This window comes from Rhodopseudomonas sp. RCAM05734, from assembly GCF_052658035.1.
This window is the reverse complement of record NZ_CP199742.1, coordinates 1,026,305-1,050,451: the sequence shown is the minus strand read 5'-3', so window position 1 is coordinate 1,050,451 and position 24,147 is coordinate 1,026,305. Positions and strand designations below refer to the sequence as shown.

Below are 24,147 nucleotides of genomic sequence, written 5' to 3'. Positions count from 1 at the left end.
CGATTCGGCCGCGCCGAATTCACCTTAGCCCATCAACGCCCTAGCTTGATTTTGATTTCAGCATGGCTGTTGTCAATGGCACAAGCAACACACCGCGGCTCTCCAGCGCTTTGGCCCAGGCTCCGATGCGCTCGATGGAGATCGGCAGCGCCGAGGCGGCGCCGATCGCCGTGCCGCGCTCTTTTGCCAGGGTCTCGAGCTTGGCCAGCGCGCGGTCGATCTCCGCCGAACTCGGCACCGCGTCGATGGTGAGGTCGGCGCGCGCGAACGGCATGGCCAGCGCCTCGGCGACAACCCCGGCGGTGCTGCGGGGCGTCGATCCGTCATCGAAGTAACCGAGCCCGCGCTTGGCGGCGTCGCCAATCACGGGCTGCATCGCGGTATCGGTGGCGACAAAACGCGCGCCCATGAAATTGGCAATTCCGACATAGCCCTGGAATCGGCTCATGTGCCACATCAGCCGGTCGAGATTCTGTTCGGTGCTGGCGGTGGCCAGCAGGGTCTGCGGGCCGGGGTCGTTGTCGGGATAGTCGAACGGCTCCATCGGCACCTGCAGCAGCACTTCGTGGTGCTGGGCGCGGGCGCGCTCCACCAATTTGCCGGGGTCCGAACCGTAGGGCGTGAAGCCCAGCGTGACCGCTGCCGGCAGCTTCATGATCGCATCGGTGGTCTTCGCCGCGCCGACGCCGAGACCGCCGATCACGATGGCAATGCTCGGAACCTGCGCACCCTTGGCGCGGTCGGCATCGGAGCCGGCGGCATAGGCGGTGAGTGGCTTCAATCCATCTGCCGCCACCGGGACCATGCCGTAGCGAGTCTTCTCCAGCAGGCGGGGAACGATTCCCGTGGGCGCTGCGAGCGGGCCATCCGGCTCGCTTTTGCCGCTTCCGTCGGCGGGCAGGACGACATCGTGGCGGGCGCCGCTCGACCCGTCGATGATGGTGACGGTCTTCTGCCCTGCGGTGGCGGCTGCCTTGGCCGGCTCGCTGTCATGCTTCGCTTCGGCCTTTGCCGGCGGAGCGGCAGCAGCTTTCTCGCCGGCCGGTTTGCCCGGAGCGATCGCGACGCGGACGCTTGGTTCGCCGCCCATCGGATCGTCGTTGAAAATGGCAAAGCCGACGAAGCCGACCAGAAACAGGCCAAGGATCACGGCGAGCGCCTGCGTGGCCGTGAACGGCAGCCGGAACCGCCGCTTGCGCGTCGATTTTTGTCCAAGCGGGGTGCTCAGATCGTCCGTCGACAATGCCATGAATCTCCCGAATCAGCCGGGGAGACAATACCACGCCCATTCAAACCGGCGGCACCGTCTGGATCCCCAATGGCTGGCGGCAACAAAAAGGGCGGCCCGCAGGCCGCCCGATTCAAATCCACCGATGCCGGGAACTCAGTTCTTCTTGCTGGCCGGCGTATCGTCGGCCGGCTTCGCCTTGGGGTCGGCTGCCTTGGCCGTATCGGCCGCTGCCGGCGCGGTGGTGTTGGCGGTGACCTTGATGCCGTGCAGCAGGTCGGCCGCCGCCTTCAGCGCCTTGTCGTCCTTGACGTCCGGCGGCACGTAGGACTGCGAGCCGGTCTTCTCGTCGCCGTCGTTCTTCAAGTGGCCGCGCAGCGAGGCTTCGCCCTTGGTATCAGTGCGCGACTTCAATTCGTCGGGCACATCCTGGGTGATCTCGATGTCGGGCACGATGCCCTTGGCCTGGATCGACTTGCCCGACGGCGTGAAGTAGCGCGCCGTGGTGAGGCGGAGCGCGCCGTTGCCGGAGCCGAGCGGGATGATGGTCTGCACCGATCCCTTGCCGAACGAACGCGTGCCGATGGTGGTGGCGCGCTTATGGTCCTGCAATGCGCCGGCGACGATTTCCGACGCCGAGGCGGAGCCGCCGTTGATCAGCACGACCACCGGCTTGCCCTTGGTGAGATCGCCTGCGTGCGCGGTGCGGCGCTGGGTTTCCTCGGCGTTGCGACCGCGGGTCGAAACGATCTCGCCGCGCTCCAGGAACGCATCCGAGACGGTGACGGCTTCTTCAAGCAAGCCGCCCGGATTGTTGCGGAGATCGATGATGAAGCCCTTGATCTTGTCGGCGCCGATCTGCGTGGTCAGCGCCGCGATCTCGCGCTTCAGGCCTTCAGTGGTCTGCTCGTTGAAGGTGGTGATGCGGATATAGGCGATGTCATCGCTTTCCACGCGCGCGCGCACCGAGCGGACGCGGATGTTGTCACGCACCAGGGTGACGTCGAGCGGATCGTCCTTGCCCTTGCGGACGATCTTCAGCTTGATCTTGGTATTGACCTGGCCGCGCATCTTCTCGACGGCCTGGTTCAAAGTGAGGCCCTGCACGGCTTCGTCGTCGAGGCTGGTGATGATATCATTGGCCATGATGCCGGCCTTCGACGCCGGCGTATCGTCGATCGGCGACACCACCTTGATCAGGCCGTCTTCCATGGTGACTTCGATGCCGAGGCCGCCGAATTCGCCGCGGGTCTGCACCTGCATGTCGCGGAAGCTCTTGGCGTCCATGTAGCTCGAATGCGGATCGAGGCCGGTGAGCATGCCGGAAATCGCCGACTCCACCAGCTTGCTGTCATCGGGCTTCTCGACATAGTCGCTGCGCACCCGTTCGAACACATCGCCGAACAGATTGAGCTGGCGATAGGTATCGGACGTGGCAGCGCGTGCGCTCGTCCCCATGAACACAGCGCGCGGCTGGGTCACGAACAGCGTCAAGGCGGCGCCGGTGGCAGCACTCAGCAGGATTATTGAAGTCTTGCGCATCATCCGCGAACCTTTTCGCCTTCGTTTGCGGCCCACCATGGGCCAGGATCAATGGGAGTACCGTCCTTACGGAACTCGATATAGAGCACAGGCTGGCTGACATCGGCCGCGAGAATGGAGGCTACCCGGGAGGTCGATCCCATGACCGCCACCGGTTCCCCCGTCAGCACGAACTGGCCGATGTTCACCGAAATTCGCTCCATCCCGGCGATCAGGACATGATACCCGCCACCGGCGTTGAGGATCAAGAGTTGTCCGTAGCTGCGGAATGGGCCGGCATAGACAACCCAGCCGTCACACGGTGTTGTGACCTGGGCACCGGGCCGGCTGGACAATGACATGCCTTTTTCGACGCCACCGACGCCGTCGGACCCGCCGAAATTGCGGATCCGGGTGCCGTTGACCGGAAGCGCGAACAGTCCCTTGGCAGAGGCGAAAGCGATGGCCGGACTGAGTCGCCCGGCGTCCTTGAGGCCGCCCAGATTCGGTTTGCCATTGCCGAGCGCCGCCGGTGCCCCCTGCAGGCTGGCTGTCTCGGCGGCCTTCGCGGCGCTCTTGACGTCCAGCTCCATTTTCGCGATCAGGCCCTGCAGGCTGTCTACCTGCTTGGAGAGCGTGAGCGCGCGTGCAGCCTCCGCCTCCATATCCTTCTCTGCGACGCTTTGTTTCTTCTGGCGTTCGTCGACATAGGACGCGAGGCGGGTCTGGTCGTCCTTGAGCTTGTCGCGATCGAGTGCCAGTTGGTCGCGTTCGCTACCGATAGCCTTGCGCAGAGTCACAAGCTCGCCGAGATCGTCGACCAGCTTTTCGGCGCGTCCGCGCATCTCGGGCACGACGGATCCGAGCAGAATGGCAGTGCGCAGCGATTTCAGCGCGTCTTCGGGGCGTACCAGAAGCGCCGGCGGTGCGCGCCGTCCGGCGCGCTGCAGCGCGGCCAGCACTTCGGCGATTTCGGCGCGGCGAGCGTCTAGCGATGCGCGAATCTGTTGCTCGCGCGCATCGAGCGGACGCAGCCGTGTCTCGGCATCCTCGATCCGGGTTTCAACACTGCGCACGCGTGCGGCGATGTCGATCACCTGCTGGGTCAGCTTGCTGCGGTCCTGGCCGAGCGCGGCGATGTCGGCCTTGAGCTTTTCGCGCAATTCGGCGGCGCTCTGCTGCTGCGCGCGGGCGGCCGCAAGCTCCTGTTCGCGCTGTCGGATCAGTTCCGTCGGCGGCGCGTTGACCTGCTGCACCGTTGGCGGGGCGGTCTGCGCCACGGCCGGTGCCGCCACGGCTGTCGCCAGGCTGGCCGACGCCAGCAGCAGCGACAGCGGAAAGCGGCCGGAAAACGACGGCCCGCGGCGGACAGCGCTTGGAAACCAATCGGATTGCCGCGGGGCCCGCATCGAGAGTTCAGACCTTGCTAAACGCGGTGATAGGGATGGCCGGCCAAAATCGTCGCCGCCCGGTAAATCTGTTCAAGAACCATGACCCGCACCATCTGGTGCGGCCAGGTCGCCGCGCCGAATGCCATGGTAATCTTGGCTTTGCGCCGCAAATCGGGCGAAAGTCCGTCCGCACCGCCGATGACAAAAACATTATGTGACACCGACTCGTCGCGCCAGCGGCCGAGATTGCGGGCGAAAGTCGGGCTGTCGATATTGCTGCCGCGCTCGTCGAGCGCGACCAGAACCGACTTGTCGGGGATCAGCGCCGCGATCGCCGCGGCTTCCTCATGGATCCGGGTGGCGGCATCGCGGGCGCGGCTTTCCGCAAGTTCATGAATATCGAGGCCGCGAAAGCCGAGCTTGCGGCCGATATCGTCAAATCGCTCGCGATAGCGCTCCGCGAGTTCGCGCTCAGGGCCCTGCTTCAGCCGGCCGATCGAAATCAACATCAGACGCATGGACGCACGCTATCACGCGCGCCATCGTTGCACATGGCGAGGATGGCCCGAACCGTTGCTCAGACCACCTGAAGCGGCGTCGGGGTCTGCGACCACAGCCGTTCCAGGTTGTAGAATTCGCGCACTTCCGGCCGGAAAACGTGAACGATCACGTCGCCGGAATCGATCAGCACCCAGTCGCAGTTCGGCAGACCCTCGACATGGATCTTCTTGATGCCGGTTTCCTTGAGGCCCTTGGCGAGGTTTTCTGCGACGGCGCCGACGTGGCGGTTCGACCGGCCGGAGGTCACGACCATGTAGTCGGAGAACGCCGATTTGCCGCGCAGGTCGATGGTCACGGTTTCCTCGGCCTTCATGTCGTCGAGGCGGGCGAGGATCAGGCTCAGGGTCTTGCTGGCCTCCGACTGTGCTTCCACAGCGGCGGGAGCGATGGACCCCTTCTTGGCGATCTTCGGCTTTGTCGTTGCAGGCTTTAAAGCCTTGGCTTTCAAGGTCTTGGAAGCCGGGGCCTTGGCAGCGGCCTTGGGCTTTGCAGCCTTGGTCGCCAGGACCTTCAGGTCCGAAGTCTTGAGATCCGAAGTCTTGGTCGTTGAAGTCTTCGGGGCGGGTGTCTTACGAGTCGATGCCTTGCCAGCCTTCGGCAAAACAGACTTGGACAATACAGATGTGGCCAGGGACCATTCCTTTCACTGTATCGCGAGCGCCGAATCGAGGGCGCCCGCTCATATTAGGCATGTGGTCTTGACGGTTTCAAGAAACCAGCCAGACCGCGATTTTCTCGACTATATCACGTTTTCCAGCTGCCGTCCGGGTTCCGCAACCGGGTGGACGACAAATTCAGTTTCATGCCGGTCAGGAAGACCCAGGCCGGGGGCGCGCGATCGGCGAGGGTGGCGGCGGCGGTTTCCGGTATCCGGTAGCGCGCCAGGGCTTGCGACGCCGTTGCGGCCAACCCGTGGAAACTTTGTGGCGGCCGGTCGATCACCGCGAACGGTACTTCGGCAGCGATTCGTTGCCAGTTTTCCCATTTGTGGAATTGCGCGAGATTGTCGGCGCCCATGATCCAGACGAAGCGCGCGCCCGAACAGCGGCGGCGCAGGTAGTTGATGGTGTCGACGGTGTAGCGCGTGCCGATCACCGATTCGAGGCAGGTGACGTCGATGCGCGGATCGTTGGCGACCCGCCGCGCGGCGGCGGCGCGTTCGGCGAGATCGTGCAGGTTGCCCGGATCCTTCAGCGGGTTGCCCGGCGACACCAGCCACCAGACCCGATCGAGCTGCAGCCGTTTCATGGCGAACAGGCTGATGGCGCGATGCGCAGCGTGCGGCGGGTTGAACGAGCCGCCGAGCAGGCCGATGCGCATGCCGTCGGTATGAAACGGAATACCGTGGGCGGAGACTGAAGGTGGCGCCAAGTCAGTCTCCAAACGCACAAACTGAAATGATCACGGCCGGGTCTGTCCGGTGCCGTGAATCCGGTACTTGAAACTGGTGAGCTGTTCGGCGCCGACCGGGCCGCGGGCGTGGAATTTCCCGGTGGCGATGCCGATCTCGGCGCCAAAGCCGAACTCGCCGCCGTCGGCGAACTGCGTCGAGGCGTTGTGCAGCACGATCGCCGAATCGACCTCGTTGAGAAATCTCTCGGCCGTCGCGGCGTCCTCGGTGACGATGGCGTCGGTGTGATGCGAGCTGTGCTGCTGGATATGCAGCAACGCGCCGCTCACGCCATCGACAACGCGGGCAGCGATGATTGCGTCTTCATATTCGGTGTCCCAGTCCTCGTCGGTCGCAGGCTTCACGCGTGCGTCGATGCCTTGCACAGAAGCGTCGCCGCGCACTTCGCAGCCGGCGTCGATCAGCATCTCGACGAGCGGCTTGAGATGGGTCGCGGCCACCGCGCGGTCGACCAGCAGCGTTTCCGCCGCGCCGCAGACGCCGGGGCGGCGCATCTTGGCATTCAGCACGATCGACCTGGCCATCTCCAGCGAGGCGGCATGGTCGACATAGACGTGGTTGACGCCTTCGAGATGGGCGAACACCGGCACCCGCGCTTCGGCCTCGACGCGGGCGACGAGGCTCTTGCCGCCGCGCGGCACTATCACATCGACACCGCCGTTCAATCCGGTCAGCAGCAATCCCACTGCGGCGCGATCGCGCGTCGGCACCAAAGTGATCGCGGCCTCAGGCAGGCCGGCCTCGCGCAAGCCCTGCGTCAGGCAGGCATGGATGGCGCGGCAGGAGCGGAAACTGTCGGAGCCGCCGCGCAGGATCACGGCGTTGCCGGACTTCAGGCACAGCACGCCGGCGTCGGCGGCGACGTTGGGGCGGCTCTCGAAAATCACCGCAATGACGCCGAGCGGCACCCGGACGCGTTCGATGGTCATGCCGTTGGGCCGCTGCCAGCTCTCGGTGACGGTGCCCACGGGGTCGGCAATGTCACGGATGGTGCGGACGCCGTCGGCCATCGCGTCGACGCGGGCCTGGGTCAGGGTCAGCCGGTCGATGAAGGCCGAGGTGGCGCCGCTGGCGCGGGCCTCGGCGACATCTTCGGCGTTGGCCGCGAGGATTGCCGACGCCCCGGCGCGGATAGCGCGCTCGATAGCCTCCAGCGCCCGGTCCTTCTGTGCGGTCGGGGCGAGCGCCAGCACTCGCGCCGCGGCGCGCGCGCCCCGGGCAAGGTCGGTCATCAGCGACGTCAGGTCGGCTCCGGCGTCAACGGCTTTCAGGGCAGTCATGGGAAATCCAGGCAAGTTTTCGGTGTCACGATAACATAGGCGGGCAGGCCCGGCGAGGCGAGCCATCGTGCGGGAAAATCGAGGTATTTTGCTACTTCGATGCCAAGAGATGCCAAGAAGAGCCCAAATGTCCCAGTTTCGCGGGGAACGCCCGGGCATCTAGCCCGCGTTACGGCGCGCGATCTCCTCGTTGGCGCAGAACACCGCATCGGCATTCATGTCCTTCTGTCGGGTCATCCAGTGCAGATAGTCGGTTGGCACGTCGGGCCAGCGGGTGCCCTTGTGCTTGCCGAAAGTGATGTTCGGCAGCTTGCCCGGCTGCGACGCCCATTCGATCATCTCATCCGCGGAGGCGTCTTCGAGCATTTCCGCCAGCAGATGCGCCGTCACCCAGGCGTCGGGACCGGCGCGGTGCGGCGGCATGGCCATCGCTTCGTCGAGCACCAGCCCGCGCCAATAGCGCAGTACCTGGTTGGAGTGCCGCGGCGCATCCGGCCAGACCCGCAGCGCGGCCTTGTGGGTGCAGATCCACGGCAGCCCGTTGCTGGCGAAGCCGGAAATGAAGCGCTGCTCGAATTCGCAATTATGCGCGACCAGGACGTCCGGCGCGGGGTAGGCATTGACCAGCGCAAACAGCAGGGCGTCGCTGCAGGTCAGGGTATCCGGCTGGAAATCCCGTTCGGTGATGTGATGGACGGCCATGGTTTCCGGCGAAATGCCGTGCAGCGGCCTGAACAGTTGCGACCGCGGCGGTTCGATGGCGATGACGCCATTCTCGGCGACGACATCCACGCAACCGATTTCGATGACTTCTGCGGGCGGCATCAGGCCGGTGGTTTCGATGTCGATCACTCTGAAGCGCACGCGGTCAAGCTCCTTGGGTCGGGGTGGCGTCGTCGATCGCAGGGATCGAGCAGCCTCCTGCTGCCGCATTGTCGATGATTCGCTCGCCACTTCAAAGGCTTGGGGCCCGGCATTGCGGTCCTGCGAGGGCGCCGCGCGGCGCCTGCGCGCGGCATTTACCCGCAAAGGCGGCCCCTGTGCACGCCTTTGCCACACGACACGGCTATGATCTGGTGATCGTATCCGGCGGGCTGATTCTAACCGGCCCGCATGGCCTCAGTGTCAACAATAACAGACCCAATCCGGTCACCAGGGACGGCCTACCGGCCGAAATAGCATGCGCCGCAATCGCCGGGCCAAGATCGTCGCCACAGTGGGGCCCGCGAGCGGCTCCCCGGAAATGCTGGAGCAACTGTTCCTCGCCGGGGTCGATACGTTCCGGCTGAATTTCAGCCACGGCACCCATGCGGACCACGCCAACGTCCATGCCGCGATCCGGGCGCTGGAAACCAAGGTCGGCCGCCCAATTGGCATCCTGCAGGACCTGCAGGGTCCGAAGATCCGGGTCGGCACCATCAGGGACGGCAAGTTCGCGGTCGTTGCCGGCGAAGCGGTGCGCTTCGTGCTGTCGGGGTCCGACGGTGACAAGATGTCGATCCCGCTGCCGCATCCGGAAATCTTCGATGCCGTCACGCCGGGCGACGACCTGCTGATCGACGACGGCCGGATTCGCGTCCGCGTCACCGGCATCGGCGGCGATTTCATCGATGCCAAGATCATCACCGGCGGCACCATCTCCAACCGCAAGGGCGTCAACGTGCCCAGTGCGGTGCTCAACCTGTCGCCGCTGACGGTCAAGGACCGCGCCGACCTCGCCTTCGGGCTCGAACTCGGCGTCGACTGGGTCGCTTTGTCCTTCGTGCAGAAGCCCGGCGACGTCATCGAGGCGCGTGCGCTGGTCGGCGATCGCGCCGGCATCATGTCGAAGATCGAGAAGCCGGCGGCCCTGGAGCACATCGACGACATCATCCGGCTGTCCGGCGCCATCATGGTGGCGCGTGGCGATCTCGGCGTGGAAATTCCACACGAGGATGTGCCGGGGCGCCAGAAGGAGCTGGTCAGGGCTTGCCGCCTCGCCGGCAAGCCAGTGATCGTCGCGACGCAAATGCTGGATTCGATGGTCGCTGCACCGACGCCGACGCGCGCCGAAGCTTCCGACGTCGCCACCGCAATCTATGACGGCGCCGATGCGGTGATGCTATCGGCCGAATCCGCCAGCGGCGCCTATCCGCGCGAGGCGGTGGAGATGATGAGCCGCATCATCGAGAGCACCGAACGACACAAGCTGTATCGTCCCATCCTCGATGCCTCGCAGCCGGGTGAAGAGGAAACCCCGCCGCATGCCGTGGCCGCTGCCGGTGCGGATCTCGCCGCCGCGCTGCATGCGTCTGCGATCGTTGCCTTTACCTCCAGCGGCACCACTGCGGCGCGCATCGCCCGCAAGCGACCCAAGGTCTCCATTCTTGCGATCACGCCTGAACAGCTGGTCGCGCGCCAGCTCTGCCTGCTGTGGGGCGCGCACAGCGTGCTGTCGGAAGACATCCATACCTATGAGGAAATGGTCGACAAGGCGACGCAGACGGCGCTGGCGGAAGGCTTCGCCAAGCGGGGCGACGCCATCGTCGTGGTCGCCGGCATCCCGTTCGCCGAAGCCGGCACCACCAACAATTTGCGCGTCGTCCAGGTCGGCTGACGCGCAGCCCGCAACGGCCTGGTATCGCCGTTCGATCAGTTGCGCTTGAGGCTCATGATGTAGGCGACGATGCGGTCGGCATCGTCCGGCGCGAGAATGAAGTTGGGCATGTTCCGGTGGCTCGACCGCAGGAATACGTTCAGGGCCAGGGTTGTGGTCGAGGGCAGGTTGGCGACCGCCACGAAATCCGGCGCCGTCCGACCGGCGCGCCGGGCATTGGGCTCGACCGTGTGGCATTCGCTGCACATGGCCTGGGCCAGACGACGCCCGGCCGTCGGCTCGCTGCCGAGCGACGAGACCTCGCCTGCCGCATTGTGCAAGCGGATCAGGAACAGCACAGCAGCGATGATGAGCACCGTTGCAGTGACGCGTATCCATATGGTCCGCGACATGTCGGCTGCCTCATTGCCGGTGCGATAGCGCAATCGGTCGTTCAGTGCGGCCTTGCGGCCAAGCCATCGATGGTCTGGGCATTGCAGCAATATTCTTCGTAGTGCTGCCGCGACGTCCCGGCGAGGAGATCGCCGTCGCACTCGCGCTTGTGCTTACACATGGCGCAGACCCGTTCCATATCGCGCAAGATCATCGGCTGGGTCCGGGCAATCGCTTCCCGGTCGATGCCGAGCGCCGTGAGCAGATGCGGAAGTTCATCGGCGGCGTGCGGGCCCTGACGCACGAAGGCATCGAGGTTATCCGGCGAGAGGCCGAGTTCCTGGGCGACGCGGGCGAACTCCCCGCTGTCGAGTTCGCGTAGTTCGTTGACGTCGCGTCGCGCGCGCAGCCAGTTGCCGAACATGTCGATCAACATATCGACCACGGGGTATGGTTTGGTTTCGGGGGTCATGTCGCCCTCCCACTGCTCTCGGAATATGCTGTGAAGCATCTGCCGCAATGAGGGGCATGGCATTGCGCTAGATCAAGCGGCGCGACCGCGGATGCTGGGGCCTGTCGTCGACCAGGTGGCCGTGACGACGAGTCGATTCAATGTGTCCGGTCAATGTGTCCGGGCACAGGTTACCGGTGCATGATCTGCTTGAGAAAGGCCCGGGTACGGTCATGGCCGGGATTGGCGAAGAATTGCTCCGGCTCGCCCTCCTCGATGATGCGGCCGGCATCCATGAATACCACACGGTCGGCGACCGTTCGGGCAAAGCCCATTTCATGGGTCACGCAGACCATGGTCATGCCCTCGCGCGCGAGGCCGACCATGACATCGAGCACCTCCTGGATCATTTCCGGATCCAGCGCCGAGGTCGGTTCGTCGAACAGCATGACCTTCGGCGTCATGCACAGAGCCCGCGCGATCGCCACGCGCTGCTGCTGTCCGCCGGAGAGCTGGCTGGGATATTTGTCGGCCTGTTCGGCAATCCGCACACGCGACAGGAAATAACGCGCCAGTTCCTCGGCTGCGGACTTTGAGGTGCCGCGAATCTTCATCGGCGCGATGGTCAGGTTCTGCAGCACAGTGAGATGCGGGAACAGGTTGAACTGCTGGAAGACCATGCCGACGTCGCGCCGGACGGCATCGACATTCCTGGTGGAGTGATCCAGTTCGACGCCGTTGACGATAATCCGGCCGTCGCGATGTTCCTCAAGCCGGTTGATGCAGCGGATCAATGTGGATTTACCGGAGCCCGAGGGACCGCAGATCACCACCCGTTCGCCACGCGCGACGCGAAAATCAATGCCCTTGAGCACCTCGACGGCGCCATACCATTTGCTGACGCCGGTCATCTCGATGATGGGCGACGTCGCATCCAGCGTTGCATCGCGCGCAGTATTGTCGGGCATGGCGCTCTCCTGCCAGGTCATGCGGCCATCCAGCCGCCGTCGACGAGAAGGTTCTCGCCGGTGATAAAAGTTGCTTCATCGGAGGCCAGGAACAGCACGGCATTGGCGACGTCCTCCGGCCGGCCCAGCCGCGGCATCGGCGTGCGGCTGGTCGAATAGTTCATCCACCGCGGCTCCGTCGCGCGTCCCGGCTTCCCGGTCACGATCTTGCCGGGCGCCACCGCGTTGCAGATGATGTGGTCGGCCGCATAATCGGCGGCGATCTGCCGGGTCATGTAGACCACGCCGGATTTCGAAGTGCCGTAGGCGATGTCTTCCGGGCAGGCGATCATGCCGTGCTGCGACGAGATGTTGACGATGCGCCCGCGCGCCTCGTTGCGAATGTCCTGAGTCAGCATCTGGCGCACGGCCGCGCGGGCCATCAGGAACACGCCGGTCAGGTTCACCGCCAGTGTTCTGTTCCACTCGTCGAGGCTGACGTCGGTCAGCCGCTTGCCGACGCCGATGGCGGCGTCATTGACCAGCACGTCGAGGCGGCCGAAACGGCTGATGGCCAGGTCCACCGCGCGAGCGGCATCGCGTTCCTGCGACACATCGGTCTCGACGAACGCCACTTCATGCCCGGCGGCACGCAGCAGCGCGGCGGTGGGTTCGCCGCCCTCGCGGACGTCTTCGGTGACATCGGCCAGGACCAGCCGCGCGCCCTCGGCAGCGAAGCGACGGGCGATCGCCCGGCCGATGCCGGACGAAGCCCCGGTGATGAGAACGGACTTGCGGGCGAGGCGCTGGCTCATTGGGCGTCTCCTGCCGCGATCCAGTCGAGATAGTCGCGCGCGGCAGCGGCGAGATCGCGCGACGGAGCGAAGCCGGTGTCCTGTTGCAGGCGGGCGATGCTCAGTGCGGCGCGGTCTTTCGGCAGGCCGTAGACGATGTTGCCGACGTCCTCATCGGCCATCCTCCAGCGGAACCCCTCGAAGCAACCTGCGACGATGGCGCACCATTGCGGCAGATCGGTCATGACGCCGCCGCCGAGATTGTAGAGCTCGTGGCGCAAACCGGCGCTCCGGCTGACACGTGCAATGCCGTCGGCAGCGTCGCGCGAATAGATCCAGTCTCCGGCCATGATGCGCGGCAGGACGACTTCGACACCGTCGCGCGCCATTTTGATGATCTGGTGGTGCGGGCTGAGGGCGTCGCGGACCCGGCTCGGCAACTCCCAGGGTCCGAACACCGGCCCGAGCCGGACCACGCGGACATCGGTGCCGCGCAACTGCGCGATGCGCAGCGCCGCCTGTTCGGCGGCCAGCTTGGATATGCCATAGAGCGCCGCGGGCGCGGGGGGCGACAGGTCTTCTTCCAGATATCCGGACAGCGCCGGCGGCGGGAAACCGTAAACCGCGACCGAACTGAGCACGGTGACGCGCCGGATGGCGGGCATCGATGCGGCGCGGTCGAGCAGGCTGACGGTGCCAAGCGTGTTGACCTCGATGATCCCCCGGGGATCGTCGCGCTCGCGTGCTGCATTGGGAGTCATGGCCGCCGTATGGATCACGCGATCGATGCCGTCTGCGGCCAAGGCGCGGTCGATATCCGCGATGCTCCGGATATCTCCGGTGATGAACTCGGCGCCGGCCAGTTCCGGCCGCGACAGGACGTCGCCGGCGGGCGCGGCGAGGTCGAACAGCACGACAATCTCGCCGTCGGCAATCAGCCGCTCGGCGATCGCCAGGCCAATGAAGCCGCAGCCTCCGGTGATCAGGGTTGCCATTGTCAGCGGACCTTGAGGGCCTGGCGCTCCAGCCGCGCGACCCAGCGCGCGAACGGATACAGCAGGACGAAGAAAATCACCGCCGCCGCCATCAGCGGAGTGGGATTGTAGGTCTGTTCCTGTGCTACCCGGGCCGAGCGCAGCAGTTCCGGCAGCGATACCAGCGCCGCGATGGACGTGGTCTTGACCAGCTCCAGCGAGTTGCTGGCCAGCGGCGCCAGCACATTGCGAATGGCCTGGGGCAGGATGATGTAGACGGCGACGTGCAACGGCTTGAACCCGAGCGCGCGCGCCGCGTCGCTCTGGCCCGGCGGCACCGACAGGATGCCGGCGCGAAAGATCTCGCCGTAATAGCCGGAATTGTTCAGCGCGATGGCCAGCACCGCTGCGGTGAATCCACCCAGCTGCAGGCCGACGAAGGGCAGGCCGTAGAACATCAGGATCAGCAGGACCACCACCGGGAACGACCTGAACAGGTCGATGTAGATCAGCAGCGCGATATTCAGCCAGCGGTACCGGAAGCTGTAGACCACGGCGATCGCCAGCCCGAGCAGCATGCCCAGCGGCAACGCCACTGCCGAGAGCCACAGCGTATAGACCAGCCCCTGCAGCAGCAGCGGATAGATCCGCAGCAGCGACTCGAGATTGGCGAAGTTTTCGAGAAACGGCTCCATGGCGTGCGCTCAATGACCGTGGCTGTAACGGTATTCGATGAACCGGCTGGCGATCACCAGCGGCAGGAAGAACAACAGGTAGAATGCCGCGGCCAGCGTCAGCGGCGAGGGATTGGCCACCAGCGCCATCACGCTCTGCGCCTGTCCGAGGGTTTCCGGCAGCGAGACGGCGGTGCCCAGCGCGGTGCCCTTGCTGATGGAGATGGCCCGGTTGGTCAGCAGCGGCACGGCCAGCCGGATCGCCTGCGGCAGGATGATCGACAGCAGGGTGCGAGTTCGGCTGAAGCCGAGCGCGCTGGCGGCGTCCCACTGGCCGCGCGGCAGCGCCATGATGGCCGACCAGAAGATCTCGGTCGCAAAAGCCGACAGCACGAGGCCGAGCGCCAGCACGGTGGTGACGAACGGCGACATGGTCACGCCGAGATAGGGCAGGCCGAAATAGATGAAAATGATGACGACCAGCTGCGGCAACGTCCGGAACACGTCGACATAGGCGGTGATGAGCAGGTTGACCGCGCGCAGGTTGGCGCATTTCACTAGCGCCAGCAGCAGGCCGAGCGCCACGCCCACGACGATCACCAGCAGCGATACCATCACGGTCACGCGGAATCCCGCCAGCACATCCGGCCAGGCGATCGCGAGAACCTTGGCGTTGAAGTAATACTCGGCAATCCGGTCCATCGGCGCTCCGTTGCCGGGACACCGGGCCGGCTGGGCCGGTCCGGTGTCAGGCGTGGCTCAGGTTACTTGCACTTCATCGCGTGGGCGCTCGGCTCGAAACCCTTGAAGCCGGGAGGCCCGAAGCCGAAATACACGGTTTCGATGGCCGAGCCGGCATCCGGCGCCGCGCCATACCATTTCTCGTGCAGCTTGCGCAGCCGGCCGTCCATCTTCATGCACTCGATCACCGCTTCGACCTTGTTGCGGTATTCGGTATCCTCCGGGCGGAAGGCATAGGCGAAGTTGCGGCCGTTGAAGTCCTTGAAGCCGACCTTGACGGCCTTGTTCTGGCTTGCGGCGAACACGGTGGTGGGGATTTCGTTGAGCGACGCGAAGGCGCGCCGGGTCAGCAGCGCCTGCACCGAATCCGGGAAGCTGTCATAGCGTTGCACCTCGAAGCCGTACTTCTCGGCGTTTGCCGTCGCCCAGGTATCGGAAATGGTGCCCTTGTTGACCGCAACCGACTTGCCCTTGAGGTCGTCAAATCCCTTCATCTCGTCGGCGGCGCGGATCAGGAAGCCGTTGCCGGTGGAGAACAGCGGCTCGGTGTAGAGCATGCGCTCGGAGCGTTCGGCAGTCAGGTTCAGCGGATTGACGAGGAATTCGGCGCGCTTGGCAAACAGTGCCGCGAACAGGCCGGAAAAGTTGATGTCGACGATCTCGACCCTGGGACGGCCGAGGTCCTTGCCGATCTCGTTGACCAGATCGACGCCGAAGCCCTCCGGTCCGTTGGCGCCGCGCACCATCCATGGCGCCACGCCGAAATCCGACGCCACCACCATCGGCTTGTCGGAGGGGTGGTCGGCTTCCTGCGCCAGCGCGGCGCCGGGCAGGCTGGTGGAGAACAGCAGCGCCAGTGCGGCGTGCCGGATGCTGATCTTCATGCGAGGGCTCCTTCGATGCAGGGATGGGTGGGGAGGGATCATGGAGTCGGTGGATGGGTGGCGTGCCAGTGCCGTGCGATATCGCCGCGGCGGCAGATCCAGACCTGCTGGTGCTTCTGCACGTAATCGAGGAAGCGCTGCAATCCGGCGGCGCGGCCGGGATGGCCGATGATCCGGAGATGCAGGCCCACCGACATCATCTTCGGCGCGGTCGCGCCCTCGGCGTACAGCATGTCGAAGGCGTCACGCAGATAGTCGAAGAAGTCGCTGCCGGTGGTCATGGCGCCGCGCATGAATTTGGCGTCGTTGTTGGCGAGACCGTAGGGCACCACCAGATGCGGCTTGCCGAGCACCCTGGTCCAGTACGGCAGTTCGTCGTTGTAGGCGTCCGAGTCGTACAGAAAGCCGCCGTGCTCGACGATCAGCCGGCGGGTATTGATTCCGGCGCCGTAGCGACAATACCAGCCGAGCGGGGCGGCGCCGGTGGTGCGCTGAAGGCTTGTGACGGTCCTGGCGATACGTTCGCGCTCGTCGGCCTCGCTGAGATTCTGGTGCCGTTCCCAGCGCCAGCCATGGGCGCAGACGTCGTAGCCGTGGGCGCGAATAGCGGCGGCGGCCTCGTCGTTGCGCTCCAATGCCAGCGCGCATCCCATCACCGTCGCGGTCATCCCGCGCTCGGAGAGCAGGCGCAGCACCCGCCAGAAGCCGACGCGACTGCCGTATTCGAACATGGATTCGGCGGCGAGGTCGCGTCCGTCGAAGCCGCCGGCGCCGCCCTCGGTCAACGCGGCTTCGCTGGCGCCGTCACCGTCGCCGAACGAGGCTTCCGATCCCTCTTCATAGTTGATGCAGAAGTTCAGGGCGACGCGCGCATCGCCCGGCCAGCGCGGATGCGGCGGGGTCCGGCCGTAGCCGACGAAATCGCGTTGCAGATGATCGTCCGGCGATGCCATGCGCCGATCCCTCACAATGCCGGTGGCGCAAGGACGTCGACAGCGACATCAAGGCTGCAGAACACGTCGTCATCGTCGCGTCCCGTCATGCCCATGGCGACGGCGAATTCCATGTGGCGGTCGAGCACCGTCATCGGGTGATGCCAGACGTTGCGTGCGAAGGTGACGGTCTGATGCGAGCCGGCGACGAAAGCGCGGAGGCTGTCGAGGTCGGGCCGTCCGTCGGCCCGCGCGCCGCACACCACCACCAGATAGCTGCCGGCGTCGAGCGGGACGAAGGTCTGTGCCGAATAAGGATGGCGCTCCAGCTTCGCCAGCCGCAGCGGCAGGCTGGCGACGGTCGCCGCGCTGCTGATCCACAGCGAAAGGGTTTTGGCGTCCACGGCATTGTCCCGCGCAGTCGGCAGATAGCGGCGGCGCATACCGCTTGGACGGGCGGCCACGTCGCCGAAGTCCGCAAAGGTCTCCGGCGCCAGTGGCTCGAGCTTGATCGTGTAGGATGCGGCTTCGGTTGTGATCATCAATAACAGCTTCAGCTTGCGTGAACGTGAGGTCGCGCGTGATGCAATATTCCAGTGGTATACCAGTTGAACGCACGGCGCGCGGTTCGTCAAGCGTGGGCGGCGCCGGATCTGCGTCAATAGTGGACGCCGGGCGGTCGTATTTCGGGCAACGTGCGGAGCTTCCGGGCAGCGCGCCCGCCGTCAGGCGTGGCCCGCGGGCAGGAAAATCCCGAACGTCTCCAGCATGCCCTGCCGCACATTGACGAGGTGCTGGACCATTGCCTGTCGGGCGCCTTGCGCGTCGCGCTGGATAATGGCGTCGACGATCGCCAGATGTTCGCGGCAGGCCGGGAGCAGGCGCTCCGGCCGCCGCTCCACATTGCACAACCGGCTCTTCAGGCGTGTCTCGCCGATCAGCCGCTCCAGCGATCGGTTGCCGCAGTTGCTGGCAATCAGGTCGTGGATTTCGTCGTCCAGGTTCCAGTGCATGCTCTTGGTGATCTTGGCCGTGCTCATGATCTGCTCGAGCCGCGCCTTGAGCGGCTGCAGGGTGTCGAGGGCGATGCGGGTCGCGGCGATGGACGCGGCCTCGCTCTCCAGCACAATGCGCAGGTGAATGAGTTCGAGCAGCTCGGTGATGCCGATGTTGCGAACGACGACAGATCCGTTGGACAGCTGCTCGAGCTTGCCCTCGCCCAGCAGCCTGCTGATGCCGGCCCGCAGCGGGGTTCTCGAAACCTTCAGGCGAAGCGCCAGCCGTCGCTCCTCGATCACCTCGCCAGGCACCAGCTGACGGGTCTCGATGAGGTCCTGCAGCTGCTTGTAGGTTGCCTCCGTGATATTTCCGGCGGCGCGCGGTCGTGGTTCAGGCGCCGCTTTGCTGCCGCGTGAGGAAGCCTTCTTTGCTGCCGACACGTTGCTCCCTTCAAGAGTGCTGATCGATCAGGTCAGTCAATGCCACTATACCGCGCGGAGCTTTCCCGCAATATCGGTCTGCCGGCGGACCCCAAAAGCGATCGGCGGCGCGTTGACGTCAGGCGGGAATGATGACCTTGCCGATCGGCCACAGCGCAATGCCCGCCAGCTTCACATGGGCCCAGGCGAAGGGAATCCCGATGATGGTGACGGCGAGCAGGACGGCCGTGATCAGATGTCCGATCGCCAGCCACCAGCCGGCCAGGACCAGCCAGATCAGGTTGCCGATCACGCCCAGCAGACCGGTGCCGATGTCGCGCTGGCCGGTGACGAGGTCGCGGCGCACGGCGCGCTGGCCGAACGGCAGCAGCGTATAGGCGGCGATGTTAAATGCCGCCCGTGCCCAGGGCAGGCCGACAATGGTGATGGCCATGACAATGGCCGCAATCATCCAGGCCGCAGCCATCCACAGGCCGCCGAACAGGATCCAGAGGATATTCAGAAACAGCGAGACCGGCGGCATGACATTCCATTCGATCGCAGGAGCAGGGCGCCCGGGTTTGGCGCTCGCCTTCCATAGCAGAGGCCGGACCGTTGCGACACCGTCAACCGGAGCGATCAGAAGCTGCGGCGGCCGGCACGCGAATAGGCCGGGCGGGCCTCGGGGACCGGGCGGCTGGCAGGCCCGCCGCGGGTGTCGCCGGCCGCGCGGGACTGCGGCTTCATCTCGTCGAGGAAGATCGGCTTGGAAAAGTAATAGCCCTGCGCGTAGCGGATCTTGGTGGCGGCCTGCAGATAGGCAAGTTCCTCGAACGTCTCGACGCCCTCCGCGATCACCGTCATGCCGAGCGCCTCGCTGAGCGACTCGATCGCCTTGAGGATGCCCTGGCTGCGCGGGCGCTTATGAATATCGGTAATGAACGAACGGTCGATCTTGATTTCGTCGGCGGTGATGTCCGCCAGCGCCGACAGCGACGAGTAGCCGATGCCGAAATCGTCGATCGAGATGCCGATGCCAAGCTTGCGGAACAGCGGCAGGATGTCGTCCTGGAAATGCGACTTGGCGACGAAGGCATCTTCGGTCACTTCGACGATGAAGCGTTGCGGACAGCCGGTCTCCTCGATCTCCCGCGCAAACGCCGTCATGAATTCCGGATTGCCGGCCTGCTTGGCCGCGACATTGATGCTGATGCTGGCGCTGGCCCCGAAGGTCTCATCGATCAGATCGATCGATTTCATGATTTCGGCGAGGACGAGATGGGTGAGTTCGTCGATCAGCCCGAGCTCCACCGCGAGATTGATGAAGCTGCCCGGCGCCTGGATCACGCCGTTGTCGTCGCGCAGCCGCACCAGCGCCTCGATGCCCTTGATCTCGTGGGTCCTGATGTCGACCTTGGGCTGAAATGCGCAGCAGAACCGGCGGTCGAGGATCGCCAGCCGCAGCGCCTGCTCGGTCGCCATGCGCGCCAGCGCCTCGCGCTCCATGCCGGTATCGAAGAACGCCGCCGCGCCCTTGGTCTCGTTCTTGATGCGATACATCGCGATATCGGCGTTCTGGCTCAGAACGTCGTAACTGCGGCCATGCTCGGGATACAGGCTGACGCCGATCGAGGCGGAGGCGAACAGTTCCGAGCCGTCGATGAAGAACGGCGCGCGCAGGCGCGTCAGGACGAAGTCGATATACTCCGCCACTTCCGCGTCGCTCTGGATCGGATGCAGCAGCAGCAGGAATTCGTCGCCGGATATCCGCGACAGCATATCGGAGCCGCGCAGGTCGAGGGACAGCCGCCGGGAGAATTCGACCAGCAGCGAATCGCCGATGGCGTGGCCGTAATAGTCATTGATGTGCTTGAAATGATCGATGTCGAGAAAGGCCAGCGCGAAGCGTTCCGGCGCGGCGTTGCTGGCGATGATGTCGCAGACCCGATTCTCGATCACCCGCCGCGACGGCAGCCCGGTCAGTTTATCGAAATAGGCGCGGCGGAACAGGTCGTCCTCGACGGCCTTCTGCTGGCTGACGTCGCTGGCGCTGGACAGCAGCAGCATCCGGTCGCCGACCTGCACCGGGCGGTGGCTGGTGAGGAACACCCGCTTGTTCTGGCCGTCGCTGACGCGCTCTTCGAAAACGGCCGAGCGCCCGGTGTTCAGCAGGTCGACTGCGGTGTCGCGGCGGTGGTTGAGAGCCCGCGCCAGGAAATCGCTGTGCGAGGTGTCCGCGTTGAATTCTTCCGCAGGCGCGTTGAACTGGGCGGCTGCCGCGTCATTGACCAGCAGGAAACGACCGTCGCCGTCCTGAACGGTGACCGACGCAGGCATCAACCTGACGATTTCGCTCAGCAATGCCAGCGCCGCCTGCGCATCGCCCGCCAGCGCGGTCAGCGATTCGGCGTCGCCACGGCTCAACGGATCACCTGCCAGAGTGAGGTCCGATCGATGATGATTTGCGCGCCCCTGCATAAGGAGGGACCCTCGCAAAGTCCGTTGTAGGTTTGGTTAAGCGGATCGCGGAAATTGCGGTATCCAGCTATACAAGACCGGGTTGCTGCAAATGCGGGCAATCGTCCTTAACAGATCGTCAATACGGCGGACTAAAGCTGACCTCGATGGGGCGCTGCCGTATGCCCGGGGCCATCCGCTGTTGCCGGGCGATGTATTCCGGGTTTGAAATCCCGATTGTGATCTGGGCAGGCCGACACGATGCCTGGCCGGGCAGAGAGCAAGTTCCCGGAGCCGCGGCGACGATGCGATACGGCGCCTCCGGCGCGGAGAGCGTCGCAATCGATGGTTCCCTCGGGATTGCCGCAGAGAAAAATGCGCCTCTTGAACGCCCATCGCTGAAACAAACCCAGCGCCGATCGGCATGCCGGCAGTGCGCGCATCGCTATTTTTTCAGAGCTCTCGACACTCCCTGTGGCCGCTCCCATCATCTTCGCAGTCGAGGAATTGTGCGACGTCATGGCAGGAGCGATGGAATGAAGCGCCGAGAATTTCTGCAGCTGTCGCTTGGCGCCGCCGCCGTGGCCGCATGGTCGGATGCACGCGCGCAAGTTACCGTGAAGGAGATCCGGATCGGCTACCAGAAGAACGGCGTGCTGGTGATCGCGCGGCAGCGCGCCGTGCTGGAGCAGCATTTTGCCCCGCAGGGCGTCGCCGTCAAATGGGTCGAGTTCTCATCCGGGCCGCCGATGCTGGAAGCGATGAACGTCGGCAGCGTCGACTACGGCGCGGTCGGCGATTCGCCGCCGGTGTTCGCGCAGTCCGCAGGCGCTGCCATCGTCTACGCCGCCGGCCAGCCGGTCACCAACGGGCAGGGCATTCTGGTGCCGGCGCAATCGGCCATCCGCAGCATTGCCGATCTCAAGGGCAAGCGGATCGGCTTCACCAAGGGATCGAGCGCGCACAACATCGTGGTGCAGACGCTCGAGAAAGCCGGCCTGACCTATGCCGACATCACCCCAGTCTATCTGACGCCGCCCGACGCCGGCCCGGCCTTTGCCAACGGCAGCATCGATGCCTGGGCGATCTGGGATCCGTATTTCGCCATCGCTGAGACCAAGCAGAACGGCCGCATCCTGGTCAACGCTTCCGACATTACCAAGACCAACTCCTTCTACATCGCCAATCGCGATTTCGCGAAGAACCATGGCGCGGTGCTGCAGCAGATCGTCGATGTCACGGCGCAGGCGGCGAAATGGGCGGAAGCCCATCGTGACGACGTGGCAAAATCGCTGAGCGCCGTGACCGGCATTCCGCTGGATATCCAGACCATCGCCGCCAGGCGCTCGTCTTTCGCGGTCGGCCCGATGACCGACGACATCGTCGCCACCCAGCAGGGTGTTGCCGACCGGTTCTTCAAGCTCGGCCTGATTCCGAAGCCGGTCGTCGTGCGCGACGCCGTGTGGAAGCCGACGCAGACCTGACAATCCGAATCTTGAAAAGGCATTCCAATGAGTAACGCATCGTCCAGCGCCAATGTCCTCTGGTTCCTGCCGACCCACGGCGACGGCCGCTATCTCGCGACAACCACCGGCGGCCGCGAAGTCAACTTCAACTATCTCCGGCAGATCGCCCAGGCCGCCGACCAGCTCGGCTATTACGGCGTGCTGCTGCCGACCGGGCGCTCCTGCGAGGATTCCTGGGTGGTGGCTTCGGCGGTGGCGCCGTGGACCGAGCGGTTGCGCTATCTGGTGGCGGTCCGGCCCGGCCTGCAGTCGCCGACGGTGGCGGCGCGCATGACCGCGACGCTCGATCGCGTCACCAACGGGCGGCTGCTGATCAACGTCGTCACCGGTGGCGATCCCGTGGAGAACAAGGGCGACGGCGTGTTCCTCGCCCATGACGAGCGCTATGCGGTGACGCGCGAGTTCCTCAACGTCTACAGCGACCTGCTCGCGGGCAAGACGGTCAACGTGCAGGGCAAGCATATCAGCATCGAGGACGGGCGCCTGCTGTTCCCACCCGTACAGTCGCCGCGCCCGCCGCTGTATTTCGGCGGCTCGTCCGATGCGGGCATCGACGTCGCCGTCGACACCGTCGACAAGTATCTCACCTGGGGCGAGCCGCCGGCGGATGTCGCCGACAAGATCCGGCGCGTCAGGGCGGTGGCCGACAAGCGCGGACGCAAGCTGTCATTCGGCATCCGCCTGCATGTGATTGTGCGCGAGACCAACGAGGCCGCCTGGAAGGCGGCGGAAGAATTGATCCAGTACGTGACCGACGAGACGGTGGCGGCCGCGCAGAAGAGTTTTGCGCGCATGGATTCGGTCGGCCAGCAACGCATGGCGCAGCTACATGGCGGGCGACGCGACAAGCTCGAGATCAGCCCCAACCTGTGGGCCGGCGTCGGCCTGGTGCGCGGCGGTGCCGGCACCGCACTGGTCGGCGACCCGCAAACGGTGGCTGCGCGCATCAAGGAATATCAGGACGTCGGGGTCGATACCTTCATCATGTCCGGCTATCCGCATCTCGAAGAGGCCTACCGCTTCGCCGAGCTGGTGTTCCCGCTGCTGTCGCTGCGGCAGAGCGACAATGTCACGGAGCTGCGCTCGCGCAGCCAGATCGGTGAAGTCATTGCCAACGGCCACGAGCCGCTGGTCAAGCAGGTCTCGCAGTCATGAGCATCGTTGAAATTCTCCCCCGCGTTCGTGCGTTCAGGCTGCCGCGGGTCGACGGTCTAACCCAGTGGATCGTGCCACTGGCCCTCATTCTGGTCTGGCAGCCGGCATCGGTGACCGGCTTCATGCCGGCGCGGGTGATGCCGGCGCCGAGCGATGTGGCGCTGGCCGGCTGGAAATTGCTGCTGTCGGGCGAATTGGCGCAGAATATCTGGGTGTCGTTCTGGCGTGCCAGTGTCGGCTTCCTCATCGGCGGCAGCATCGGCTTTGCCTTCGGCCTCGCCAACGGCCTCTCGCAGCTGAGCAGCAAGCTGACCGACACGACGCTGCAGATGGTGCGCAACGTGCCGCATCTGGCGCTGATCCCGCTGGTGATCCTGTGGTTCGGCATCGACGAATCCGCAAAACTGTTCCTGGTGGCGCTCGGCGTGTTCTTTCCGATCTACCTCAACACGCTGCACGGCATCCGCACCGTCGACCCGCAGCTCATCGAGATGGGCCGCATCTACGGCATGAGCAATGGCGAGCTGTTCCGCCGGGTGATCTTCCCCGGCGCGCTGCCGTCGATCTTCGTCGGCGTGCGATTCGCGCTCGGCATCATGTGGCTGACTCTGATCGTGGCGGAGACCATCGCGGCGTCGTCGGGGCTCGGCTACATGGCGATGCAGGCCCGCGAATTCATGCAGATCGACGTCGTCGTGCTGAGCATCCTGATCTACGCCCTGCTCGGCAAGGTCGCCGACAGCGCCTCGCGCCTGCTGGAGCGGCTGACGCTGTCCTGGCATCCGGCGTTCCAGAAACAGTGAGCAGGGCTCACAGTGAGCAAGAGCTTGAGAG

Annotated in this window: 25 protein-coding genes; 4 read left to right on the top strand and 21 right to left on the bottom strand. The window is 65.1% G+C overall.

Features of this window, described 5'->3' with window-relative positions:
• Positions 1–40: 40 nt before the first annotated feature.
• The 8 genes from ACUXVA_RS05140 to ACUXVA_RS05105 all read right to left on the bottom strand — a co-directional run bounded on the left by ACUXVA_RS05140 (position 41) and on the right by ACUXVA_RS05105 (position 8,256).
• Entirely contained in the window at positions 41–1,249 is a 1,209-nt protein-coding gene (locus tag ACUXVA_RS05140; protein ID WP_265081242.1) for a divergent polysaccharide deacetylase family protein, read from the bottom strand.
• Positions 1,250–1,384: 135 nt separating this feature from the next.
• Complete coding sequence (locus ACUXVA_RS05135; RefSeq protein WP_265081243.1) at positions 1,385–2,773, bottom strand: S41 family peptidase; 1,389 nt, start codon at positions 2,771–2,773, stop codon at positions 1,385–1,387.
• The gene (locus ACUXVA_RS05130; RefSeq protein ID WP_445491128.1) at positions 2,770–4,029 is read right to left on the bottom strand and encodes a murein hydrolase activator EnvC family protein; all 1,260 of its coding nucleotides are present in this window, start codon (positions 4,027–4,029) and stop codon (positions 2,770–2,772) included. Before ACUXVA_RS05130 ends, ACUXVA_RS05135 begins: the two co-directional genes overlap by 4 nt.
• Positions 4,030–4,175: 146 nt before the next feature.
• A complete protein-coding gene (gene rlmH / locus ACUXVA_RS05125; RefSeq protein WP_265081244.1) occupies positions 4,176–4,658 on the bottom strand; it encodes a 23S rRNA (pseudouridine(1915)-N(3))-methyltransferase RlmH in 483 nt (160 codons plus the stop codon).
• A 59-nt stretch (positions 4,659–4,717) separates the two neighbouring features.
• On the bottom strand, positions 4,718–5,074 hold the full coding sequence (gene rsfS / locus ACUXVA_RS05120) for a ribosome silencing factor (protein WP_265083505.1): 357 nt from the start codon (positions 5,072–5,074) through the stop codon (positions 4,718–4,720).
• A 371-nt stretch (positions 5,075–5,445) separates the two neighbouring features.
• On the bottom strand, positions 5,446–6,072 hold the full coding sequence (locus tag ACUXVA_RS05115) for a nicotinate-nucleotide adenylyltransferase (protein WP_445491126.1): 627 nt from the start codon (positions 6,070–6,072) through the stop codon (positions 5,446–5,448).
• Between the two features lie 30 nt (positions 6,073–6,102).
• Positions 6,103–7,392 carry a glutamate-5-semialdehyde dehydrogenase gene (locus ACUXVA_RS05110; RefSeq protein WP_265081245.1) on the bottom strand — a complete coding sequence of 430 codons (1,290 nt, stop codon included), beginning with the start codon at positions 7,390–7,392 and terminating at the stop codon, positions 6,103–6,105.
• Positions 7,393–7,551: 159 nt separating this feature from the next.
• The gene (locus tag ACUXVA_RS05105; protein ID WP_445491123.1) at positions 7,552–8,256 is read right to left on the bottom strand and encodes an exonuclease domain-containing protein; all 705 of its coding nucleotides are present in this window, start codon (positions 8,254–8,256) and stop codon (positions 7,552–7,554) included.
• A gap of 316 nt (positions 8,257–8,572) precedes the next feature.
• On the opposite strand from ACUXVA_RS05105, the gene pyk reads away from it, so the two are divergent.
• Entirely contained in the window at positions 8,573–9,988 is a 1,416-nt protein-coding gene (pyk, locus tag ACUXVA_RS05100) for a pyruvate kinase (RefSeq protein WP_265081247.1), read from the top strand.
• Positions 9,989–10,023: 35 nt separating this feature from the next.
• Here pyk and ACUXVA_RS05095 read toward each other — a convergent pair whose 3' ends face one another.
• The 13 genes from ACUXVA_RS05095 to ACUXVA_RS05035 all read right to left on the bottom strand — a co-directional run bounded on the left by ACUXVA_RS05095 (position 10,024) and on the right by ACUXVA_RS05035 (position 20,653).
• Positions 10,024–10,380: a c-type cytochrome gene (locus ACUXVA_RS05095; RefSeq protein ID WP_265083507.1), complete on the bottom strand. Its 357-nt coding sequence runs from the start codon at positions 10,378–10,380 to the stop codon at positions 10,024–10,026.
• 41 nt (positions 10,381–10,421) lie between these two features.
• A complete protein-coding gene (locus ACUXVA_RS05090) occupies positions 10,422–10,832 on the bottom strand; it encodes a hypothetical protein (protein WP_265081248.1) in 411 nt (136 codons plus the stop codon).
• 170 nt (positions 10,833–11,002) lie between these two features.
• Positions 11,003–11,779 (bottom strand): amino acid ABC transporter ATP-binding protein, encoded by a 777-nt coding sequence (locus ACUXVA_RS05085; RefSeq protein ID WP_413776426.1) that lies wholly within the window; start codon positions 11,777–11,779, stop codon positions 11,003–11,005.
• 17 nt (positions 11,780–11,796) lie between these two features.
• Complete coding sequence (locus tag ACUXVA_RS05080) at positions 11,797–12,573, bottom strand: SDR family NAD(P)-dependent oxidoreductase (RefSeq protein ID WP_265081249.1); 777 nt, start codon at positions 12,571–12,573, stop codon at positions 11,797–11,799.
• Positions 12,570–13,547, bottom strand: coding sequence for an NAD-dependent epimerase/dehydratase family protein (locus ACUXVA_RS05075; protein WP_445491119.1), 978 nt, complete (start codon positions 13,545–13,547; stop codon positions 12,570–12,572). Before ACUXVA_RS05075 ends, ACUXVA_RS05080 begins: the two co-directional genes overlap by 4 nt.
• A 2-nt stretch (positions 13,548–13,549) precedes the next feature.
• Positions 13,550–14,221, bottom strand: a complete 672-nt coding sequence (locus tag ACUXVA_RS05070; protein WP_265081251.1) for an amino acid ABC transporter permease — start codon at positions 14,219–14,221, stop codon at positions 13,550–13,552.
• A 9-nt stretch (positions 14,222–14,230) separates the two neighbouring features.
• Positions 14,231–14,902, bottom strand: a complete 672-nt coding sequence (locus ACUXVA_RS05065; protein WP_265081252.1) for an amino acid ABC transporter permease — start codon at positions 14,900–14,902, stop codon at positions 14,231–14,233.
• A gap of 62 nt (positions 14,903–14,964) precedes the next feature.
• Positions 14,965–15,825 carry a substrate-binding periplasmic protein gene (locus ACUXVA_RS05060; protein ID WP_265081253.1) on the bottom strand — a complete coding sequence of 287 codons (861 nt, stop codon included), beginning with the start codon at positions 15,823–15,825 and terminating at the stop codon, positions 14,965–14,967.
• A 38-nt stretch (positions 15,826–15,863) separates the two neighbouring features.
• On the bottom strand, positions 15,864–16,778 hold the full coding sequence (locus ACUXVA_RS05055; RefSeq protein ID WP_265081254.1) for an allantoinase PuuE: 915 nt from the start codon (positions 16,776–16,778) through the stop codon (positions 15,864–15,866).
• A gap of 11 nt (positions 16,779–16,789) precedes the next feature.
• Positions 16,790–17,299 (bottom strand): ureidoglycolate lyase, encoded by a 510-nt coding sequence (locus tag ACUXVA_RS05050; RefSeq protein WP_265081255.1) that lies wholly within the window; start codon positions 17,297–17,299, stop codon positions 16,790–16,792.
• 183 nt (positions 17,300–17,482) lie between these two features.
• The gene (locus ACUXVA_RS05045) at positions 17,483–18,196 is read right to left on the bottom strand and encodes a GntR family transcriptional regulator (protein WP_265081256.1); all 714 of its coding nucleotides are present in this window, start codon (positions 18,194–18,196) and stop codon (positions 17,483–17,485) included.
• A 118-nt stretch (positions 18,197–18,314) separates the two neighbouring features.
• Positions 18,315–18,719, bottom strand: a complete 405-nt coding sequence (locus tag ACUXVA_RS05040; protein ID WP_265081257.1) for a YccF domain-containing protein — start codon at positions 18,717–18,719, stop codon at positions 18,315–18,317.
• A gap of 95 nt (positions 18,720–18,814) precedes the next feature.
• On the bottom strand, positions 18,815–20,653 hold the full coding sequence (locus ACUXVA_RS05035) for a putative bifunctional diguanylate cyclase/phosphodiesterase (RefSeq protein ID WP_445491114.1): 1,839 nt from the start codon (positions 20,651–20,653) through the stop codon (positions 18,815–18,817).
• Positions 20,654–21,168: 515 nt separating this feature from the next.
• Between ACUXVA_RS05035 and ACUXVA_RS05030 the strand changes: the two genes are divergently transcribed.
• The 3 genes from ACUXVA_RS05030 to ssuC are packed head-to-tail and all read left to right on the top strand — an operon-like array spanning position 21,169 to position 24,116.
• Entirely contained in the window at positions 21,169–22,116 is a 948-nt protein-coding gene (locus ACUXVA_RS05030; protein ID WP_265081258.1) for a sulfonate ABC transporter substrate-binding protein, read from the top strand.
• A 27-nt stretch (positions 22,117–22,143) separates the two neighbouring features.
• On the top strand, positions 22,144–23,313 hold the full coding sequence (gene ssuD / locus ACUXVA_RS05025; protein WP_445491111.1) for an FMNH2-dependent alkanesulfonate monooxygenase: 1,170 nt from the start codon (positions 22,144–22,146) through the stop codon (positions 23,311–23,313).
• Positions 23,310–24,116, top strand: a complete 807-nt coding sequence (gene ssuC / locus ACUXVA_RS05020) for an aliphatic sulfonate ABC transporter permease SsuC (protein WP_445491109.1) — start codon at positions 23,310–23,312, stop codon at positions 24,114–24,116. The genes ssuD and ssuC overlap by 4 nt, the downstream gene beginning before the upstream one ends.
• Positions 24,117–24,147: the final 31 nt, after the last annotated feature.

What these genes read in the sequence shown, in the direction of transcription:
- ACUXVA_RS05140 (WP_265081242.1), bottom strand. Translation starts at nt 1,249, where the DNA reads ATGGCATTGTCGACGGACGATCTGAGCACCCCGCTTGGACAAAAATCG.
- ACUXVA_RS05135 (WP_265081243.1), bottom strand. Translation starts at nt 2,773, where the DNA reads ATGATGCGCAAGACTTCAATAATCCTGCTGAGTGCTGCCACCGGCGCC.
- rlmH (WP_265081244.1), bottom strand. Translation starts at nt 4,658, where the DNA reads ATGCGTCTGATGTTGATTTCGATCGGCCGGCTGAAGCAGGGCCCTGAG.
- ACUXVA_RS05110 (WP_265081245.1), bottom strand. Translation starts at nt 7,392, where the DNA reads ATGACTGCCCTGAAAGCCGTTGACGCCGGAGCCGACCTGACGTCGCTG.
- pyk (WP_265081247.1), top strand. Translation starts at nt 8,573, where the DNA reads ATGCGCCGCAATCGCCGGGCCAAGATCGTCGCCACAGTGGGGCCCGCG.
- ACUXVA_RS05095 (WP_265083507.1), bottom strand. Translation starts at nt 10,380, where the DNA reads ATGTCGCGGACCATATGGATACGCGTCACTGCAACGGTGCTCATCATC.
- ACUXVA_RS05090 (WP_265081248.1), bottom strand. Translation starts at nt 10,832, where the DNA reads ATGACCCCCGAAACCAAACCATACCCCGTGGTCGATATGTTGATCGAC.
- ACUXVA_RS05085 (WP_413776426.1), bottom strand. Translation starts at nt 11,779, where the DNA reads ATGCCCGACAATACTGCGCGCGATGCAACGCTGGATGCGACGTCGCCC.
- ACUXVA_RS05080 (WP_265081249.1), bottom strand. Translation starts at nt 12,573, where the DNA reads ATGAGCCAGCGCCTCGCCCGCAAGTCCGTTCTCATCACCGGGGCTTCG.
- ACUXVA_RS05075 (WP_445491119.1), bottom strand. Translation starts at nt 13,547, where the DNA reads ATGGCAACCCTGATCACCGGAGGCTGCGGCTTCATTGGCCTGGCGATC.
- ACUXVA_RS05070 (WP_265081251.1), bottom strand. Translation starts at nt 14,221, where the DNA reads ATGGAGCCGTTTCTCGAAAACTTCGCCAATCTCGAGTCGCTGCTGCGG.
- ACUXVA_RS05065 (WP_265081252.1), bottom strand. Translation starts at nt 14,902, where the DNA reads ATGGACCGGATTGCCGAGTATTACTTCAACGCCAAGGTTCTCGCGATC.
- ACUXVA_RS05060 (WP_265081253.1), bottom strand. Translation starts at nt 15,825, where the DNA reads ATGAAGATCAGCATCCGGCACGCCGCACTGGCGCTGCTGTTCTCCACC.
- ACUXVA_RS05055 (WP_265081254.1), bottom strand. Translation starts at nt 16,778, where the DNA reads ATGGCATCGCCGGACGATCATCTGCAACGCGATTTCGTCGGCTACGGC.
- ACUXVA_RS05050 (WP_265081255.1), bottom strand. Translation starts at nt 17,299, where the DNA reads ATGATCACAACCGAAGCCGCATCCTACACGATCAAGCTCGAGCCACTG.
- ACUXVA_RS05040 (WP_265081257.1), bottom strand. Translation starts at nt 18,719, where the DNA reads ATGCCGCCGGTCTCGCTGTTTCTGAATATCCTCTGGATCCTGTTCGGC.
- ACUXVA_RS05035 (WP_445491114.1), bottom strand. Translation starts at nt 20,653, where the DNA reads ATGCAGGGGCGCGCAAATCATCATCGATCGGACCTCACTCTGGCAGGT.
- ACUXVA_RS05030 (WP_265081258.1), top strand. Translation starts at nt 21,169, where the DNA reads ATGAAGCGCCGAGAATTTCTGCAGCTGTCGCTTGGCGCCGCCGCCGTG.
- ssuD (WP_445491111.1), top strand. Translation starts at nt 22,144, where the DNA reads ATGAGTAACGCATCGTCCAGCGCCAATGTCCTCTGGTTCCTGCCGACC.
- ssuC (WP_445491109.1), top strand. Translation starts at nt 23,310, where the DNA reads ATGAGCATCGTTGAAATTCTCCCCCGCGTTCGTGCGTTCAGGCTGCCG.